This is a genomic window from Gordonia tangerina, from assembly GCF_021556435.1.
In the GTDB taxonomy this organism is placed as follows: Bacteria; Actinomycetota; Actinomycetes; order Mycobacteriales; family Mycobacteriaceae; genus Gordonia; species Gordonia tangerina.
Genome location: NZ_JAKGCU010000043.1, coordinates 1 through 17,255 on the forward strand (window position 1 = coordinate 1; position 17,255 = coordinate 17,255).

General features: G+C 64.5%; 18 protein-coding genes and 3 pseudogenes. 7 read left to right on the plus strand and 14 right to left on the minus strand.

Going from position 1 to position 17,255, the window contains the following annotated elements; all coding sequences use genetic code 11:
* Positions 1 to 136: 136 nt before the first annotated feature.
* From L1892_RS23870 to L1892_RS23905, 8 genes are all read right to left on the minus strand, one after another.
* Positions 137 to 472 carry a type II toxin-antitoxin system PemK/MazF family toxin gene (locus tag L1892_RS23870; RefSeq protein WP_235726256.1) on the minus strand — a complete coding sequence of 112 codons (336 nt, stop codon included), beginning with the start codon at positions 470 to 472 and terminating at the stop codon, positions 137 to 139.
* Positions 469 to 702 (minus strand): hypothetical protein, encoded by a 234-nt coding sequence (locus L1892_RS23875; RefSeq protein ID WP_235726257.1) that lies wholly within the window; start codon positions 700 to 702, stop codon positions 469 to 471. The genes L1892_RS23870 and L1892_RS23875 overlap by 4 nt, the downstream gene beginning before the upstream one ends.
* A 172-nt stretch (positions 703 to 874) precedes the next feature.
* Positions 875 to 1,279 (minus strand): type II toxin-antitoxin system VapC family toxin, encoded by a 405-nt coding sequence (locus L1892_RS23880; RefSeq protein ID WP_235726258.1) that lies wholly within the window; start codon positions 1,277 to 1,279, stop codon positions 875 to 877.
* Positions 1,272 to 1,526, minus strand: a complete 255-nt coding sequence (locus tag L1892_RS23885; protein ID WP_235726259.1) for a type II toxin-antitoxin system Phd/YefM family antitoxin — start codon at positions 1,524 to 1,526, stop codon at positions 1,272 to 1,274. Before L1892_RS23885 ends, L1892_RS23880 begins: the two co-directional genes overlap by 8 nt.
* Positions 1,527 to 1,715: 189 nt before the next feature.
* Positions 1,716 to 2,738, minus strand: a complete 1,023-nt coding sequence (locus L1892_RS23890) for an amidohydrolase family protein (protein ID WP_235726260.1) — start codon at positions 2,736 to 2,738, stop codon at positions 1,716 to 1,718.
* 28 nt (positions 2,739 to 2,766) lie between these two features.
* The gene (locus L1892_RS23895) at positions 2,767 to 3,789 is read right to left on the minus strand and encodes a VOC family protein (RefSeq protein WP_235726261.1); all 1,023 of its coding nucleotides are present in this window, start codon (positions 3,787 to 3,789) and stop codon (positions 2,767 to 2,769) included.
* Positions 3,790 to 3,800: 11 nt separating this feature from the next.
* Entirely contained in the window at positions 3,801 to 4,667 is an 867-nt protein-coding gene (locus L1892_RS23900) for an alpha/beta fold hydrolase (protein ID WP_235726262.1), read from the minus strand.
* A gap of 11 nt (positions 4,668 to 4,678) precedes the next feature.
* A complete protein-coding gene (locus L1892_RS23905; protein ID WP_235726263.1) occupies positions 4,679 to 6,241 on the minus strand; it encodes a bifunctional 3-(3-hydroxy-phenyl)propionate/3-hydroxycinnamic acid hydroxylase in 1,563 nt (520 codons plus the stop codon).
* A 164-nt stretch (positions 6,242 to 6,405) separates the two neighbouring features.
* Between L1892_RS23905 and L1892_RS23910 the strand changes: the two genes are divergently transcribed.
* The 7 genes and pseudogenes from L1892_RS23910 to L1892_RS23940 all read left to right on the plus strand — a co-directional run bounded on the left by L1892_RS23910 (position 6,406) and on the right by L1892_RS23940 (position 13,569).
* A complete protein-coding gene (locus tag L1892_RS23910) occupies positions 6,406 to 7,035 on the plus strand; it encodes a TetR/AcrR family transcriptional regulator (protein ID WP_235726264.1) in 630 nt (209 codons plus the stop codon).
* The gene (locus L1892_RS23915) at positions 7,032 to 7,826 is read left to right on the plus strand and encodes a 2-keto-4-pentenoate hydratase (protein WP_235726265.1); all 795 of its coding nucleotides are present in this window, start codon (positions 7,032 to 7,034) and stop codon (positions 7,824 to 7,826) included. The genes L1892_RS23910 and L1892_RS23915 overlap by 4 nt, the downstream gene beginning before the upstream one ends.
* 11 nt (positions 7,827 to 7,837) lie before the next feature.
* The gene (locus L1892_RS23920) at positions 7,838 to 8,794 is read left to right on the plus strand and encodes an acetaldehyde dehydrogenase (acetylating) (RefSeq protein WP_235726266.1); all 957 of its coding nucleotides are present in this window, start codon (positions 7,838 to 7,840) and stop codon (positions 8,792 to 8,794) included.
* Positions 8,791 to 9,842 (plus strand): annotated as a pseudogene (dmpG, locus tag L1892_RS23925) (4-hydroxy-2-oxovalerate aldolase). Before L1892_RS23920 ends, dmpG begins: the two are co-directional and overlap by 4 nt.
* On the plus strand, positions 9,835 to 11,385 hold the full coding sequence (locus L1892_RS23930) for an MFS transporter (protein WP_235726267.1): 1,551 nt from the start codon (positions 9,835 to 9,837) through the stop codon (positions 11,383 to 11,385). Before dmpG ends, L1892_RS23930 begins: the two are co-directional and overlap by 8 nt.
* 90 nt (positions 11,386 to 11,475) lie before the next feature.
* Positions 11,476 to 12,609, plus strand: coding sequence for an amidohydrolase family protein (locus L1892_RS23935; protein ID WP_235726268.1), 1,134 nt, complete (start codon positions 11,476 to 11,478; stop codon positions 12,607 to 12,609).
* A 117-nt stretch (positions 12,610 to 12,726) separates the two neighbouring features.
* Entirely contained in the window at positions 12,727 to 13,569 is an 843-nt protein-coding gene (locus tag L1892_RS23940; protein WP_235726269.1) for a hypothetical protein, read from the plus strand.
* A 98-nt stretch (positions 13,570 to 13,667) separates the two neighbouring features.
* Here L1892_RS23940 and L1892_RS23945 read toward each other — a convergent pair whose 3' ends face one another.
* The 6 genes and pseudogenes from L1892_RS23945 to L1892_RS24770 all read right to left on the minus strand — a co-directional run.
* Positions 13,668 to 14,276 (minus strand): TetR/AcrR family transcriptional regulator, encoded by a 609-nt coding sequence (locus tag L1892_RS23945; protein WP_235726270.1) that lies wholly within the window; start codon positions 14,274 to 14,276, stop codon positions 13,668 to 13,670.
* 24 nt (positions 14,277 to 14,300) lie between these two features.
* Positions 14,301 to 14,495: a hypothetical protein gene (locus L1892_RS23950; protein ID WP_235726271.1), complete on the minus strand. Its 195-nt coding sequence runs from the start codon at positions 14,493 to 14,495 to the stop codon at positions 14,301 to 14,303.
* A gap of 34 nt (positions 14,496 to 14,529) precedes the next feature.
* Positions 14,530 to 14,742 (minus strand): annotated as a pseudogene (locus L1892_RS23955) (IS3 family transposase); the annotation flags it as partial.
* Positions 14,743 to 14,791: 49 nt separating this feature from the next.
* Positions 14,792 to 15,094 (minus strand): DUF6262 family protein, encoded by a 303-nt coding sequence (locus L1892_RS23960; protein ID WP_235726272.1) that lies wholly within the window; start codon positions 15,092 to 15,094, stop codon positions 14,792 to 14,794.
* The gene (locus L1892_RS23965) at positions 15,091 to 17,007 is read right to left on the minus strand and encodes a tyrosine-type recombinase/integrase (protein ID WP_235726273.1); all 1,917 of its coding nucleotides are present in this window, start codon (positions 17,005 to 17,007) and stop codon (positions 15,091 to 15,093) included. Before L1892_RS23965 ends, L1892_RS23960 begins: the two co-directional genes overlap by 4 nt.
* Positions 16,973 to 17,125 (minus strand): annotated as a pseudogene (locus tag L1892_RS24770) (tyrosine-type recombinase/integrase); the annotation flags it as partial. The pseudogene L1892_RS24770 and the gene L1892_RS23965, both read right to left, overlap by 35 nt.
* Between the last annotated feature and the right edge of the window lie 130 nt (positions 17,126 to 17,255).

Below are 17,255 nucleotides of genomic sequence, written 5' to 3' on the forward strand. Positions count from 1 at the left end.
ATCCAGAAACTCACCCTGGCGATCCGACTCACCCTGCATAACCTCAGGATCCCAGCACGGCGGCCAAAACCAGCGCATTCCCGCGCCGGAATCCACCCCCAATTATTCAGCAGTCTCCTAGGCCTGGCTTGGCGTCTCACAGGTCGAGGACGAATCGTAGCGTTTGATCAATCGCTTGCATTTGTTCTGGGCTGAGGATGGTCAGCTGAGACGACAATCGTGCAACGGATACGACTCGCAATTGATCGCAGCGTGCGTAGGAGGTGTGTTCGAGCCCGCTGCTGTCTGGATCGAGTTCCACGTGGCTGCGCAGACCGTACCCCACGGTGGTGATCGGAACGACGACCATCAGGCCGCCCGGTCCGTTGTTGAGAATGTCTACTGACACCACCACCGCTGGGCGGCGGAAGGCCGGTTCGTGGCCGACCGGCTGGCCGAGATCGACGAGGTGGACCTCGCCTCGCCAGATCACGCCAGGTGGTCCCATTCGTGGCGTTCGTCTAGATACTGCTTCCAAAGTTCGGGATTGCTGCGCAGGCGTTGGTAATCGCCGTTGAGTCCGCGAAGGAACTCCTGTCGCTCGAGGGCGTCGATAGCCGCGTGAACAATGTCGACGACGGCGGTCTGGCGGGCTTTGGCCAGTGATTGGAGGCGTTCGGAATCTGGTCGACGTACTCGGACGGTTGTGGTTTCGGCAGCCATCTCATCAGTGTAGACGAATTGTAGACAAACGATTGGATCGACGGATTGCGGCTGTACCGCCGGGACGCCTTCTTTACCGCCTAGCAGCGCGATAGGGCATCGCAACCCGCTGCAACACCTGCCGCGACTGAGTCCAGCACTCCCCTTGCTCGTTCACATTCGTTGTGAGTGTCTACACTGCGACAACTCGGATCAGATCATCCAGCCCGACAAAGTCGTCGGGGTTGCGCGTAATCAAGGTCATATCGTTGGCCAGTGCTGTTGCAGCGATTTGGAGGTCTGCGAGCCGGCGGCGGGGTTTTCGGCCGACGGCCACGACGGCTGCGTAGATGCGCCCGTACGCGCGGGCGGCTTCGCCGTCGAACGGTATTGGTTCGAACGTGGCTTCCACTCGCTGGAGTCGATCTTGCCGGCGGGCTCGTTCGGCAACATCATCGGTCGCCGCCGGTCCGGCGGCGATCTCCGCGAGGGAGACGGTGCTGATCGCGATCTTTGCGGGCAACACCGATGCGTTAATCGAATTGAGGTCGATGATGACCGAGGTGTCGAGCAGGCCCGCCGCCTCGTCCTCAGGCACGCGGTTCGGGTTCCTGGTCGAGCGTCGCGTCGACGTCGCGACGGAACGTGTCGAAGTCGATTGCTGGTGCGGCGGTGAAGCCCGCCAGCGCGACGCGGGTGTCGACGAGCCGTTCGCGACGCAGTGGCCTCAGTTCCCCGATCGGGCGACCGTTGCGACTGATGACAAAGCTGCGGCCCTCGTCGAGTTCGCGCATGATGCGTCCGCTGTCGTTGCGCAACTCGCGCTGGCTGATGGGTTCGGTCACGAAGCCAGTGTAGCACCAGATGCTACACTGCTGCCGACCTCGTTCGAGCGATCTACTACCTGGAGCGCTCCGCCCTGACCGTCGCCACCCGCACCGAGATCGGCCGCACGATCGATTGCGCCGCAGTGATGTAGGTGCGTGTAGCGGCAAGGCAATCCCGCCCATGCCGACGAGCCCTTCCGTTCGCCTTTACGGCTGCAGCGCTTTGCTGACCACGCGCATCACCTTTCGGCGCGCCGCACCCCGAACGCTGTGCAGTGTCGCCGCTGGACCGGTTCCGGTGTCGAATCGTGGGAACAATTGTGCAGCGTTGGACCATCCGATGGCGTCACGCTGTTGCGTGCTGAGGTCCGCGTAGTTCTCCAGGTTGGCAGCGAAGTAGGAACCAGCGGTCAGTGGGGCAAACGGCCAGTCGGAGCCGAAGGTGATGTGCCCGGGCTGAGCGAACGCGAGAAGGCTTGGCAACGATGTGGTACTGGCGGTCAGTGCGAGGTCGAAGTAGAAGGTGCGGAATTCGTCGAGGGCGTCGAGAATGCTGCGACCTGTGTCGCCTGCGATGGCAATGGCCATTCGATGGGCGGCGTACGGTACGAATCCGCCGCCGTGGCTGAGGAGGAAACGGATATCGGGATACTGCTCCCGGATCTTGTTGCGCACGAGCAGGTATGCGGCGCGAGTGGTGTCCAGGAGGAAGTCCGCGGCGAACGGCGGGACCCCGGAGACCGCCGTGCCCGGTAGCTCGGCCGGATGAATGAAAGCGACGGCTTTGCGAGCGTTGAGTTCGGACCACAACGGCTCGAGGCCGGGCTCCCCCAGGTATCGGCCGGCCGAGTTGGCCAGGAGTACCACGCCATCGGCGCGCAAGTCGTCGAGCGCACGGATTGCTTCCGCGGTCGCGAGTTCTGCGCGAGGGGTGGGAAGTGTTGCGAAGAAGCCGAATCGCTGTGGCCTGTCCTGGATAAGGTCTGCGCAATAGTCGTTGAGTTCACTCGCAAGACGCACGGCGGCCGCTGCGTCGTCGAGGAAAGTCGTCCCCGGGGTGGACACCGACAGGATGGCGGTGTGCACGGCCAACGCGTCCATCGTCTCGATTGATGTGTCCGGACTCCAGTCCGGCAGGTCGCGTCCTCCGGCGGCGTCGATTCCCGCCGCCGCCAAGGCTGCCCGGTATGACGGCGGTATGAGGTGATGGTGGGTGTCTATGCGAAACATGATGGTTACTCAGTCTGTGGTCGGTGCGTCAGTTGTCCGGGATGCCCACACCTGCGAGCGCAGGCACGGAATCCTCTACATGTCGCAGCGAGAGCACCCCATGGCGGAACTGATCGAGCTTGTCGACGATGGTCTGCCCCTCAGGCGTGTGTCCCCAGATACTGATACCGCGGTGAGTGCTTGGTTCCCAGGTCTTCTCGTCGACGGTGAGCGGGTTCCACCCGACCTCCCACTCGAAGCCTGACGGTGTCTGAGCATAGAAGGACAGCTCCTTGTCGTTGGTGTGCTGCCCGACCGACAACGCCATGCCGAAACCCAACTGCTTGACTCGCTGGTAGGCCTGGGTCATGTCGTCGAGCGAGGCGACTTCGATGTTGAGGTGCTGTACCCGGGTGCGGATCGGATTGATCGGCAGCGTGCGAACATTGGCGATGGCGATCGAGTGATGGCGTTCGTTGACGCGCAGGAACCGGATCTTGAGCTTGGCTCCGCTGATCGTCTCGTCGATGTAGTCGGTGAGGCGGGCGTCGAACACGGTGTTGTAGTAGCCGCGCATCTGGTGAGGCTTACTCGAAGTGATCGCCACATGGCCCATTCCGGCTGTGCCGGTGACGAATCCACCGCGGTTGGTCATCGCGAGTGGTTCATCGGTCAGGTGTGCGCGAGTGAAGATCTCCTGGGCCAAGCGGTTGGGGCCGGGAAAGCGGATCAGCCGTTCCACCCCGCGGATGGCGGCATCGTCGTCGGTGCCGGCCACTGTGGGTACGCCGCGATTGGTCACTCTGCCGACGATCTGATCGAACGACTCGTGGTCGTCGAGTTCCCAACCCAGGGCCACGACGTCCTCTGCGGGGCCGCGCACGACGATGAATCGCGCTTGGTGGTCGTCGAGGCGGAACCGGATCACCTCTGGTGACACTTCGTCGAGATGCATTCCGATGGCGTCTTTTCCGAATCGTCTCCACTCGCTGAATCGTAGGCTTTCGATGACGATGTACCCCAGGTGCACGTTGCCGAACACCGAGGGCGCGTCGGTGATGGAGGTGTTCATCGCCGGATCCTTCATGCGTACGTGCCGTCGAGGAAGTCTGCGACGACGCGGTTGAAGAGGTCGGCTCGTTCCCACTGAACCCAGTGGCCGGTCCGTGCCGGCATCATCAGATCGGCGTTGGGCATCAGGTCGACCAGCATCTGACCACCCGCCGGACGATTGACCTTGTCGTTCTGGCCCCAGATGACCAGGGTGCGGGTTGTGAGCGCGCGCAAGCGTGGATCGCGGGTGAAGTCCATGCGCCACAGGGTCTTCAGCGCGCCGAGGCCAGATGGTCGCCGCAAGGGCGGGTTCGCGACGATGTCCGGGTCGATCGACGAGCGGTAGCGCTCCTCGATCGCCGCCTCCGGGACAGCCTCTGCGTCGTAGACCAGGTATGTGCGGATGAAGTCCTCGAGCTTGTCACGACTGGGTCCCGAGCCGGTGTAGTAGCCGAGAAGCGCGTTGAGCCCCTTGGTGGGGGCGCCGCGTGTGGTGCCGATTCCGCCTGGTCCCATCAAGACCATCCGGTCGACGCGGTGCGGTGTGTCCAGGGCCAGCCGCAACGCGCAGGCGCCGCCGTAGGAGTTGCCCACCAGATGGGCGGTATCGAGTCCGAGGTGATCGAGCAGCGCACGGATTGCGTCGGCGAGGGCGCCGAACGGATCGGTCTGATCGAGATTCTTGCTGCTGCGCCCGTAGCCGGGCAGGTCGGGCACGATCACGCGGAAACGGGTGGCCAGGGCGTCGATGTTGCGAACGTAGTTCGACATGCCCGAGGCGCCTGGTCCGCCGCCGTGCAGGAGGACGACCGGCGTTCCGGCGCCGATCTCCGTGTAGCAGATCTGGGTGTCGCCGTTGACTGTGATGGTGTGAGAGGTGCTGTCGGAGGCCAACATCGGCATTTCCTTCATCGTGAGGTAACGGTCGCCGCACGCAATCCTGCGGGCGGTGCTGGGAGGGTTTGTCCGGTATCGGCGGCGTCATAGACGAAGCCGTCGGGGCGGAGAACCACTGTCGATGCGTGGTGCTTGCCGAACCATCTGCGGAGTGCGCCGTCGGTGTCGACGATGGCGCCCGGTTCCGGAGCCGACACCGACGGCAGCACTCTGATCTGTTCCACGCCACAGGTGCGCCACGCAGGGTGGTGGCGACCGTCGAGACTGAGTACTCGCCAGCGACCGGTCAGCACGTGGTCGAGGCGCACGCGTGATCCGTGCTCGTCGAGCACCCACGGCTGTGGAATCTGCCATCCGCGTGCCGGGTGGGCCTGGTCGCTGAACAGTCCATCGGCATAGTGGGCATCCGGGATCCACTTGGTGTCCACCATCCACCGTGGGAACGGGGAGAACCTCGAGACCATCCGAAATGCGTGATTGCGCAACATCGCCGCCCAGGGGCGACGTTCTGTGATCACCTTGCCGGCGAATACAGCGTGTGCAGTGGTCTCGCGCACGTGAGGTTCTCGTTCGGGCTGGTAGCTGTCGAGCGCGGACTCCGGGAGGCTTCCGTCGATGACCGCAGCGAGTTTCCAGCACAGGTTGGCGGCGTCGCGGACACCTGACGCCATCCCCTGCCCGATCCACGGAGGCATCGCGTGCGCCGCGTCGCCGGCGAGGAACACCCGGCCGACTCGCCAACGATCCGCCACTCGCACGTGATGGCTGTACACCACCGCGCGCAGGATCTCGACGTTGTCCTCGGTGATTCCCTGGCTGTGCAGGATGGACCAGATGGCTTGGTGGGTGACGAGGTGGTTCTCGTCTTCGCCATCGCGGACCGGGAACTCCCAACGGTGATGACCGAGCGGCGTCGGACAGTCCACTGTGGGACGTGCCGGGTCGCAGTGAAAACGCAGTCGTGAGCTGCCGTCCCAATCGCAGAGCACCTTCGTGTCGATGACGACCCAGCGTTCGGTGTACGTCTTGCCCTGGTATCCGATCCCCAGTTGCCCCCGAGTTGCCGAGGATCCGCCGTCAGCGGCGATGACGTACGACGCGTGGATCCGGACGAAACTGTCGTCGGCCAGATCGGCCGCCAGGATCTCGGCGTGCTCGGTGCCGGTGAGCACCTTGAGACTCTCGTGCCGGGTCAGCACGGTGACATTGGGAAACCGCTCCACCCCGGCCCGCAAGGTCTTGTCGACGGCGGGTTGGTAGATGAACTGCTGGGGCGGGTGGCCGGCGCCTCGCGACGTCGGCTGGACCTCCGTGAACGGCCTGCCCTCGGAGTCGACGAAAGCAACGACACAGCCGGGAAGCATGTCCTGCTGCAAGCGATCGGCCAGGCCGGCCTGCTGCCAGATACGCATGACCTCTTCGTCTGTCGATATCGCGCGGGCACGACCGTAGATATCCGGATCACGTTCGAGAACAACCACATTCAGTCCTTGCTGACCAAGGAGGTTGGCCGCCGTGACCCCGGTGGGTCCATAGCCGATGATCGCGACGTCATAGTGCGGAGTGTCGGACACAGAAATCTCCTCGAACCAGACCTCGCTGCCAGGGCGAGATGCCAGATAAACGATCTGTAGTGATCACTACGGTAAGTCCTTGACCTCGAGCCGTCAAGCACTTACCGTAGTGACCACTCCATTAATCGGTGGATGCTCTCGTCCGATTCCAGAAGGGTGGACCAATGGCAGACACATCCCGGCGACGCCGCGCCAACGGCGAGGCGTCGAGGGCCAAGATCCTCGATGCGGCAACCGAAATCGCCAGTGAACGCGGATACGAGGGAACGAGTATCAACCTGGTCAGCAAGCGGTGTGGGCTGCCCGCGAGTTCGATTTACTGGCACTTCGCCGACAAGGACGACCTCATTGCAGCCGTGATCGAGCGCAGTTTCGGTCAATGGTTGTCGGCGTGGAGCATGCCGGACGACGGGACGCCCCGTGACCGGGTCGCCGAGATGACGATGCAGGTGGCCAAGGCGCTGCTGGAGTCACCCGATTTTCTGCGGCTCGGGCTGATGCTCGCGTTGGAACGCCGACCGGTCGAACCGCGCGCCCGCGAGATGTATCTCCAGGTGCGTGCGCAAGCGCAGATCCAATTGCGTGAAGCAGCGATGGACATGTCGCCGGACCTCGATGCCGCGGCCCTCGATCAACTCGCCACCTACGCCATGGCCGGCGCGGACGGTCTCTTCATCGCCAAGGAGATCGGCGGTGACTCAGTGGATCTGCTTGCCCTGTTCGATCTCCACGGACGCATGGTCATCGATGCCGCTCTCCGGCTCGCCGAATCAACCCGAGACGAGGACTCATGAGCTCTCCCCTACCCACCGCCGACTTGGATACCTGGGCGGACAGGTTGCACAGCGCGTTGGTCGACAGTGCACCGATCCCTCCGTTGAGCGACAGCATCCCCGACCTCGACGTGGCCGGCGCCTATGCGATCCAACAGCGCAATCTCACTCGCCTGCTCGGCGAGGGCGCTCGACTCGTCGGCCGCAAGATCGGTCTGACGTCCGCGCCGATGCAGCAGTTGCTCGGAGTCGACGAACCCGACTACGGATTCATCCTCGACACCATGGTGCACCCCGATGGTGGCTCCATTCCGCTGTCATCGCTGTGCGCGCCACGGGTCGAGCCAGAGATCGCATTCCGGCTCAACCGTCCGCTGCGCGGGCCAGATGTCAGCGTCGCCGATGTCCTCGACGCGACCGATGCGGTCGCCGCTGCCCTCGAGATCGTGGACAGCCGGATCGCCGAATGGCGAATCACCCTGTGCGACACAGTCGCCGACAATGCCAGTTCCGCCGCAGTGGTCCTCGGCCCCTGGCTGCCGATCAACGACGCACCCGACCTCGACGACATCACCGCATCCCTGCACCTCAATGATGAACAGGTCGACCAGGGGGTCGCCACCGCGGTTCTCGGTCACCCGGCCGAAGCAGTGGCGTGGCTGGTGAACGCCCTGGCCGTGTTCGACACCGGACTGCAGGCCGGGGAGTTCGTCATGTCCGGATCGATCACCGCGGCCGTGTTCGTCCACGCCGGTGACACAGCGTCCGCAGACTTGTCCGGCCTGGGCCGCGTCTCCATCGACTTCACCTGAAAGAGCCACCGATGACCAGAACACAGCGCTACCCGGTTGCCATCATCGGCTCGGGAAACATCGGCACCGATCTGATGATCAAGATCCTCCGCAGCGACGGCCCCCTCGAGGTGGTCGCCATGGTGGGGATCGACCCGAACTCCGACGGCTTGGCGCGTGCCGAGCGCTTGGGCGTCGCCACCACCGCCGAGGGGATCGACGGGCTGCTCGCCATGGACGAATTCCCGGATGTACAGATGGTTTTCGACGCCACCTCTGCCGGTGCGCACCGCGCCAACTGGCGCACACTCGAGGCCACCAAGGTCCGGGTGCTCGACCTCACGCCGGCGTCGATCGGTCCGTTCTGCGTGCCGGTGGTCAATCTCGATGAGCACTTGGATGCGCCGAACCTGAACATGGTGACCTGTGGCGGGCAGGCGACCGTCCCGATCGTCGCCGCCGTCGGCACAGTCGCTCCGGTGTCGTACGCCGAGATCATCTCCTCGATCTCTTCCAAATCGGCAGGGCCGGGAACGCGCGCGAACATCGATGAGTTCACCGAGACCACCGCCACCGCGCTGCGCGACGTCGGGGGCGCGCAGCGCGGCAAGGCAGTGATGATCCTCAACCCGGCCGACCCGCCTATCCTCATGCGCAACACCGTGTACTGCCTGGTCGACGGCGACACCGACCACTCGGCCATCGAAGCGTCGATCACCGAGATGGTCGAACGGGTCAACGGCTATGTGCCCGGCTACCGACTCAAGCAACGCGTGCAGTTCGAGACGTTCAGCGCGGACAACCCGCTCCACATCCCCGAGACCGGCAAGTTCAGCGGTACACGGGTCACCACGATGCTCGAAGTGACCGGCGCAGCACACTATTTGCCGGCCTACGCCGGCAATCTCGACACCATGACCTCGGCCGCCAAAGCCACCGCTGCGCGCATCGCCGTTCACGCCACCCAGGCCACAGGAGTCACATCATGACCACGGTGTACGTCAGCGATGTCACGCTGCGAGACGGAATGCACGCGATCCGGCACCAGTACACGACCGAGCAAGCGGTTGCCATCGCGACTGCACTCGACACAGCGGGAGTGAATTCGATCGAGGTCGCGCACGGCGATGGACTTGCCGGTTCGAGCTGTATCTACGGCTTCGGCGCCCACACCGATCTGGAATGGATCGAAGCCGTGGCCGGCGCGGTCGAGCACGCCACCGTGGCGACGCTGCTGCTACCCGGGAGCGGCACCGTGCACCACCTCAAAGACGCTTACCGCGCCGGCGCCCGGACAGTGCGTGTAGCGACACACTGCACCGAAGCGGACATCTCCGCCCAACACATCGCGGCTGCCCGCGAACTCGACATGGACACCGTCGGCTTCTGATGATGAGTCATATGGCCACCCCTCAGGAGTTGGCCCGTCAAGCGGTCTTGATGGAGTCCTACGGCGCGACCTGCGTGTACGTCGTCGATTCGGGCGGTGCGATGACCATGCGAGACATCGCCGAGCGCTGCGACGCCTTGCGCGGAGTTCTGCACGGCGACACCGAGATCGGCATCCACGCCCACCACAACCTCTCACTGGGTGTGGCCAACTCGCTGGTGGCGGTCGAACATGGCGCGACCCGTGTCGACGCGTCGCTGGCCGGTATGGGCGCCGGCGCAGGTAACGCCCCGCTGGAGGTGTTCGTGGCAGCCGCCTCGCGTCTCGGTATCGACCACCCCTGCGATCTCGATGCGCTCGAGGACGCCGCCGACGACATCGTCCGTCCATTGCAGGATCGTCCCGTACGCGTCGATCGCGAAACCCTGACCCTGGGCTACGCGGGGGTGTATTCCAGCTTCTTGCGCCACGCCGAGACCATCGCCGAACGCTACGACATCGACGCACGCAGCGTGCTGGTGGAAGCGGGCCGCCGCGGCATGGTCGGTGGTCAGGAAGACATGCTCGTCGACATCGCGCTGGATCTGCTTGCCCATGATCAATCGCAGACCCCTGCGGTCGACGATGACGCGACGGCCGATGTCTGAGACGTCCTTCTCCCCCGGTGCCGATCTGCCGACGGGCCGGTGGGGACACCGTGGAGTGCTCGTCGCCATGTGCCTGGCGCTCATCCTTGTCGTCGCCTCGGTGTCCGCGCTCAACCTCGCGCTCCCCGACCTGGCGATCAGTCTCGGGGCGGACAACACAGCACTGACCTGGATCGCCGACGGCTACACCGTTGCGCTCGCGGCCCTGGTTCTCCCACTCGGAGCCGTCGGCGACCGGATCGGCAGGCGATCAGTGCTCATCGTCGGGGCGATCGTGTTCGGTGGCGCTTCGCTGGCAGCCGCTTACGCCGACACAACGAGCACCCTCATCGCTGCACGAGTCGTGATGGGCGTGGGCGCAGCGATGATCATGCCCGGCACATTGTCGACGATCACTGCGACCTTCCCACCCGAGCAGCGCAGCAGAGGCGTGGCGATCTGGTCGGGATTCGCTGCGGCCGGAGCGATCATCGGCATGCTCGTCGCCGGAAGTCTGCTCGAACGCTGGGGATGGGAATCGATCTTCATCACGAGCGCCGTCGTCGGCGTGGTGGCCGCGGTCGCCGCCGCAGCCCTGGCGCCGAACACCCGTGATCGCGACCCGCAGAGATTCGATGTGATCGGTGCGCTCGCAACATCTATCGCAATCGGCACGCTGGTCTTCGCGATCATCGAAGGCAACGACCGCGGCTGGACGACTCTCCCTGTCCTCATCTGTGCGGGAGTCTGCGTTCTCGGTTTCGTCGTCTACGCCGTCCAAGGAACGCGCACCCAACACCCTCTGCTCGACCCCCAGTTGTTCGGGCTCTCCGGATTCCGAGCGGGCGCGATCGTGGTGCTGACCCAGTTCATGGCAATCTTCGGGTTCTTCTTCGTGGGGTTGCAGTACCTGCAACTCATCCTCGACTACAGCCCGCTGCTGGCGGCGATCGCATTGATCCCCGTGGCAGCAGTGGTGATGCCGACTGCCACAGTCACTCCGCGCCTGGTGTCGTGGGTGGGCCTGAAGTATGTGATGGCCGCCGGGCTGGCGCTCATTGCGGTGGGCCTGCTCTGGATTTCACGCCTGCACGTCGACTCCGGGTACGCCCCGTTTCTGGGCGGCCTGATCGTGGCCGGTCTCGGCATCGGTGTGGCCAGCTCCACGGGTACCAGCGCCATCGTCGGTTCCCTCACACGTGACCATCAAGGCGTCGCGTCCGCCATGAACTGCACCACGCGCGAGGTCGGTTCGGCTGTCGGGATCGCGATCATGGGCTCGGTGTTCTCCAGCCACTACAGCAACCACCTGCCTGACCTCACCACGCTTCCCGCCCAGGCTGCCGATGCAGTCCGGGACTCGGCCGCCGGGGGTCTGGCCGCCGCGGAACAACTCGGCGGGCCACCAGGTGCGCAACTCGGTGCCGCGGTTCGCGGCGCATTCATCGACGGTATGTCGGCGTCGATGATCTCGGTTGCGGTCGTACTGTTCGTCGCCGCGCTCGGATGCGCGCTCAAAGCTCCTCGACAACAACCCGACAGCGACGTCACCGATAACCGGTGAGTCACACCTGGCCCACCTGATATCCGAGTCCAGCCGAGATCGTCGATCTCGACGTAGTCACCAGTTCATTCCCCGAAAGGCCCATAGCCGATGACCACCACCCCGAATCCGTCCTCGCCCAGTGACATTGAGGCCCCGTCCGCCGTGAGTCGTCGATCACTACTCATCGGTGCCGGCGCGGTGGCTGCCGGAGCCGCGGTTGCGACCAGCGCTGCACCAGCGGTGGCTGCACCTGCTCCTTCGGGGCGCTACCGGATCGACCTCCACGCCCATTTCCTCCCACCGGAGTACCGTGTCGCACTGCTCGAGCATGGGCACTTCACCATCGGCGGCTACCCCACCCCACAATGGTCGCCGGAATCAGCGATCGACTTCATGGACCGATGGGGCATTCAATCCCAGGCACTGTCGGTGTCCGACCCGGGCGTGTCCTTTCTGCGTGGCAAGGAAGCCCGCGATCTTGCCCGCTACTGCAACGCCTACGCCGCCCGACTCTTCCGAACCCATCGCACCCGCTTCGGCGCATTTGCCGTGCTGCCCATGCCCGACGTCGCGGCCTCGATCGCCGAACTCGAATACGCGCTCGACACCCTCCACCTCGATGGCGTGGTGTTGTTGTCCGCGTACGACGGCGTCTATCTCGGCGATCCGCGATTCGAGCCGCTCATGGCGGCACTCAACCGCCGAAAGGCGTTCGTGTTCGTCCACCCCGCCGCCATCCCCGACAACGCCAAACCCTCACTCCCACTTCCGGACTTCCTCGAAGAGTTCACTTTCGACACAACCCGCGCAGCGACCCTGATGCTCGCCGGCGGCACTCTGCGCCGCTACCCCGGCATCCGGTTTCAACTCTCCCACGCCGGCGGGACGCTGCCATTCCTGTCATGGCGCATCGGTGTCCTTGCCGAAACACCCGTCGGCACCCATTGGCCAGCCGGCGTTCCGCGTCCCTCGGCACTCGACGTCCAACAAATGATCCGCACGTTCTACTTCGACACCGCGCTGAGTGCGTCCGAAGCTGCAATGCGGTCGGTGCTGGCGGTCGCACCGCGTTCTCATATCGTCTTCGGCTCCGACTGGCCCTTCAGCCAAACCGTGTTCCTCGAGGGGAGCGGCGACCCCGCTCGTGGATTGAGCGATGTCTTCAACGCCGGCCAACGCTACGAGATCGAACGCATCAACGCGCTGCGGCAACTGCCCCGTTTGCGCGCTGCCGTGAGCTGAGGAACAGCCCATACGCTTCACGCGTCTTGTGTGACGTTGCGCGGCCGCTGTGGACAAGCGACAGGCCTGTGGATACGAACGACGGTCCGAGTGCCCAATGGCCCTACTGTTGCCCGCATGTCGAGCAAACACCGCACACCGAGACCAGGCCGACGAGGCCGCACGCACGGCAGGCGCAAGGGAAATCGCGCACGTCCGTGGTTGTCCATCGGTCTGCCGCGAATACATCGGGAGCTGGCCCAGGCGTATCGCGATCTGTCTGTCGAATGGACGGCGTACCTGGACATGGTCGGTGCGCGCGACAGCGCATACGAAGCTGAGCTGGACGCGCTTACCGACGCCGGGCGGGGTCCAGGTGATGCCGATTTCGACGAAGTCGCAGCGCAGCAACTCGACAACGACTACCTCTGTCGCATGCTCGGCGGAAACCTGATGCACTCGACCACAGCGGTCGAGGTGCTGCAGAGCCTGACGCCGGTTTGGGTGCCCGAAGCGGTCAATGACGCGCTCGCGTCGATCGAGGTTTCGGCAGGAGACGCGCGAAGCCTGACGGGCATAGGCGAGTCTGGGCTGTTCGTCTTCAGCAAGTCCCCGATCCGCGCTCGCGAGAGCCTTCCCGGCGGACCGACGATGCCCGAGGTCGACGTCGACGGCGTGCTGTGGTGGACGAAGCCAACCGAGCACGGTGGTGTGTCCCAGGCGGTTACGAACGACGGTCCGCGCCGACTGATGCTGGCTCCCCTCACGCGAAGCCGTGATCTGCAGTGGCTGCGCGGTGACGGTTGGCGGTCGTCCACCTTGACCGAGGTGACGTGTTTCGACGTCACCACAGTCCGTGGTGCCGATGTGCCAGGGCCGCTCTGGCCGTGTGTCGAGCTGTTGGCGAGAATCGGAACCGCGCTGGAGCACAACAGTCTTCGCTACACCGCCGGATCGATCACTACGCTTGACGCGGCCTGACGAAGGGTGGTTGCGGACTGGCCGTACTGGTCGGCAGATGCCAATGCGTCCGAAGATGCCCAAAGGGCCAAGGCCAACCAGGGCTGATGTTCACTCGGTCACGTGTTCATTGTGAACAGCTGGTCGAGGTGATAGCGGAAGAGTCCGTGCGCCGACTCGACTGTGTGCAGGCCGATCAGAATGCCGGTGCCGAGTCCGTGTTCGAAGGCGATGAGGCGTTGTGCTTCTCGCTCCGGGCTGATGTCCGAGTCTATTTCGCCGGCGGAGCACGCTGTCTTCAGCAGGTCGGCGACAGTGGCCTGAAGGCGGCGCGGGCCCTCAACGAACGGGGTGCGGGCCAGTGATGGGTCGGTGATTGCCAGCGTGGCGTAGGCGGTGAACACGATGTGGAACCGGCGGCTCCGGGCGTCGGTGGGCAGTGCTTCGTCGAAGTAGGTTTCAAGGATCTCGCGTGTCGTCGCGGTCGGTCCGAGGCTGACGATGCGTTCCTCCCAGCGCTCATTGCTCATGGCCTCGAGGTGGTGCAGCCCCGCGTGCAATAGCGCGTTCTTGTCGTCGAAGTAGTACTGCACGAGGCGAAGTGACACTCCGGCGGCTTCGGCGACCGCGCGCAGGGTGACTGCGTGCAGGCCGTCACGGGCAGCAACGTCGAGGAGACCGTCGATGATGGTGCGGCGGCGTTGATCGTGGTCGACGCGTGCTGGCATGGGTGTCCCTTTCCAGGTCTCGGGCTACCGGTCCACGGTGCCCGCTGCGGCGTCCGCGCGTGGTATCGGGGGCCTCAGGGCGACTGCGGCTCCCGCGGCGACGACACCCATGCAGGCTGCCATGGCCAGAAATGCCGGCCGGTAGTCGGTATAGGAGCCGGCGACCAGGCCGAGTGCAGCCAGCCCAAGAGCTCCCCCGCACTGTTTGCTGGTGTTCATCAGTGTGGTTCCCCCGGAATCGTGGAGGACTCCTCTATGCGGCTTCAGGTTCGGTCAGCGCGGCGTTCTCGTAGTCGACAGGACTCACCATCCCGATCGTGCTGTGCCGGCGCTGGTGGTTGTAGAACCCGTAACACCAGTCCAACACGACGGCCTGCGCCTCCATGATAGTATGGAAATCGTTGCGTGACAACACTTCCCACTCCAACGAGGAAAAGAATGCCTCCGCGGCGGCGTTGTCGAAACATTGACTGGCTAATAGTGGTCGAGCCTGCGGCAACGATCGGCCGGATGGTTCATTGTCGATCCGGTTTGCGGCGTTGCCGACGCAGTTGTTCGTCGTGCTGGGCGACGGTGTCGGCGAGGCTCTCGACGATCGTTCGCAGGTGCGCAACTTCGGTAGCGAGGCCGGTGAGTGTGCGGGCGTCGGTCTGTCGAGTGCGGTGTTCATCGATGATGGCGCGTATTTCGGTGTTGCGGTATAGGGTCGCACGACCGATCTTGGTGCGGGCAGCGACTGCGGTGAATGTGATCGGTTGGCCTGCGGCGGCGAGCTCGGCGCAGGTTCGTTCAACCTCGACTAGGGCTTTGCTGCTCATGCAGTCTCGGTGGTGCTGGCGATGAGAGTATCGAGGCGGGTGACGAGTTGCTGGTGGCGGCGCGCCTCGTCGATCCAGCCACGCGACTCGGCATCCTCGGCGAGCTGTTGAGCATCAATGCGTTGCGCAGCAAGGACTCCGAGATGGGTGGCGTCGGTGTGGAAGCTGGGACAATGTTCACAGATGTTGGCATACGGGCAGGTTCCCTGGGCGGGTGCCCGCAGGCAGTAGCCGCCGGCCAGGCGCGACTTGATGGCCGGAGCATGTTTCCAGTCGGATCCGGTGATATCGGTGATCGGGAGTTGAGGCCGGTCGACGGCGAGTGTGCCGATCTGGCTCTTGGCGAGGTCGAGGGCTCGCTCGTATTCGGTGCGGACGGTGGAGTCGAACAGGTGCGCGTAGCGCAGACTCATTTGGGTGGAGACGTGTCCGAGCAGCGCCATAAGCGCTTGCAGGGAAACCCCGGCGTTGACCAGGGCGGTGGCATAGGTGTGGCGCAGTTGGTGCGGGGTGATGTGGTCGAGCCCGGCGGCCGCGGCTGCCCGGTTGAGTTCGGCGCGTAACGCGTTCTGTGAAAGACGTTTTCCGTGGTGGGTGAACAGGAAGTCGGCTGGAGCACCGGTGCGGGGGTGACGTAACGGCCGGCCGTGAGTGCGGGTGGTGGTGATGCGGTCGACGAGAGTGAGGACGTCGTCGTCGATGGGCACCATGCGTTCGGAATCCAGTTTGCCCAGTGGCACTTTCAGCCATGACCCTTGCCCCGGGATCTCATGGATGCAGTCGAGTTCGAGGTCGAGGAGTTCCCCGATTCGCAACCCACACGCCCGCTGCAACAGCAGGGCGTCCGCGGCCAGATGATACGGCGAATCTGCCAGCGCTGCAGCAAGCCTGCGATCGGAATTTACGGGTAGGTAGCGCGGCAGAAACCGTTGCGGGCGAGGCAGGTCGCCACGGAAGATCAGTTTGCGCGCTGGCGCGTCGTCCCATCCCCACTCGGTGATCTCGGCCAGGAAATGACCGACCGCGTGCACGCGTCTGATCCGATCGGCCACGGTGATGGGTGCACCGGTGACACTGTTGACGGCGGTGGGCAACGACGCCAGGTACGGTTCGACATGGCGTCGGCGGTCGAGGTGGGCCAGCGAGGTCAACTCGGGGTCGGTGACAGCCAGGAAGCGACCGAAATGCGCGAGCCGGGTCGCGATGCTGCTGACGGTTTTCGGTGCACAGGTGGCGTACTTGCGGTTGAGGTAGCCCACGAATGCCGGGCGCAGCGCTGCCGGCACATCGGCCATCCGATCCTCGAGGCTGTGCGCGGTCGTCGCCGGTGGCGCCTCGGAATCGAGGATGCCCAGATGGAACAGGATCTGCCGCGCACTGTGCAGGGTACTGCGGTAGTGCTTCGCGCCGCGCCCGGTGTGTTCTTCGCGCAGTCTGCACGCCTGCAGGAGGTCGGCGAGGTCGTCCTCGCACAGGCCGGTCAACGGGCGCTGGGTCTGGATGAGCAACCGCGCGATGATCTGTGAGGCGATCGCCGATGCCACCCGGTCGGTGAACCCCAATTCCTTTGCCGTACTGACAAAGCGCTGAAGATCAGCGTTGAGTGGACTGACTGCCAGTTCCAGCCAGATGCTGCTGAGCTTGCGGTACACGAGGTAGTCGTATCCGGGTGCAAGTCGGCCGCTGACCATCAGAAACGTGATGAACGGGCGGGTGGAGCAGTTCGCGGCCAGGCGTTTGTCGAGAGGTTCGGCGGCCCAGTCGGCGACGGTGGGCCAGCGGTTGAGGAATGAGCGTGCCGCCTGCGTGTAGGCCGGGTTGCCGCGGCCACGCCGCCGCAGATGGGCGAGGTAGGCGGCCTGGACCTCTGCCGGTGTCTCAGGTCTGGGTGCGAAGTCGTGTGCGTGCTGCATCGAACTCTGCTTTGACATGTGTCGGGGTCAAATGGATATAGCGGGCTGTGGTATCGACGTGAGCGTGGCCGAGCAGCGCTTGCATCACCGCCAGATCGACACCGGCTTCGGCCATCGCGGTGCCGAATGTGGTTCCCCCGGAATCGTGGAGGACTCCTCTATGCGGCTTCGGGCTCGGTCAGTGCGGCGTTCTCGTAGTCGACCGGACTCACCATCCCGATCGTGCTGTGCCGGCGCTGGTGGTTGTA

Excerpts from the sequence above, each read along its gene's own strand:
- L1892_RS23915 (WP_235726265.1), top strand. The coding sequence starts at position 7,032 with ATGAGCTCTCCCCTACCCACCGCCGACTTGGATACCTGGGCGGACAGG.
- L1892_RS23895 (WP_235726261.1), bottom strand. The coding sequence starts at position 3,789 with ATGAACACCTCCATCACCGACGCGCCCTCGGTGTTCGGCAACGTGCAC.
- L1892_RS23910 (WP_235726264.1), top strand. The coding sequence starts at position 6,406 with ATGGCAGACACATCCCGGCGACGCCGCGCCAACGGCGAGGCGTCGAGG.
- L1892_RS23965 (WP_235726273.1), bottom strand. The coding sequence starts at position 17,007 with ATGCAGCACGCACACGACTTCGCACCCAGACCTGAGACACCGGCAGAG.
- L1892_RS23950 (WP_235726271.1), bottom strand. The coding sequence starts at position 14,495 with ATGAACACCAGCAAACAGTGCGGGGGAGCTCTTGGGCTGGCTGCACTC.
- L1892_RS23900 (WP_235726262.1), bottom strand. The coding sequence starts at position 4,667 with ATGTTGGCCTCCGACAGCACCTCTCACACCATCACAGTCAACGGCGAC.
- L1892_RS23920 (WP_235726266.1), top strand. The coding sequence starts at position 7,838 with ATGACCAGAACACAGCGCTACCCGGTTGCCATCATCGGCTCGGGAAAC.
- L1892_RS23890 (WP_235726260.1), bottom strand. The coding sequence starts at position 2,738 with ATGTTTCGCATAGACACCCACCATCACCTCATACCGCCGTCATACCGG.
- L1892_RS23945 (WP_235726270.1), bottom strand. The coding sequence starts at position 14,276 with ATGCCAGCACGCGTCGACCACGATCAACGCCGCCGCACCATCATCGAC.
- L1892_RS23930 (WP_235726267.1), top strand. The coding sequence starts at position 9,835 with ATGTCTGAGACGTCCTTCTCCCCCGGTGCCGATCTGCCGACGGGCCGG.
- L1892_RS23875 (WP_235726257.1), bottom strand. The coding sequence starts at position 702 with ATGGCTGCCGAAACCACAACCGTCCGAGTACGTCGACCAGATTCCGAA.
- L1892_RS23960 (WP_235726272.1), bottom strand. The coding sequence starts at position 15,094 with ATGAGCAGCAAAGCCCTAGTCGAGGTTGAACGAACCTGCGCCGAGCTC.
- L1892_RS23940 (WP_235726269.1), top strand. The coding sequence starts at position 12,727 with ATGTCGAGCAAACACCGCACACCGAGACCAGGCCGACGAGGCCGCACG.
- L1892_RS23935 (WP_235726268.1), top strand. The coding sequence starts at position 11,476 with ATGACCACCACCCCGAATCCGTCCTCGCCCAGTGACATTGAGGCCCCG.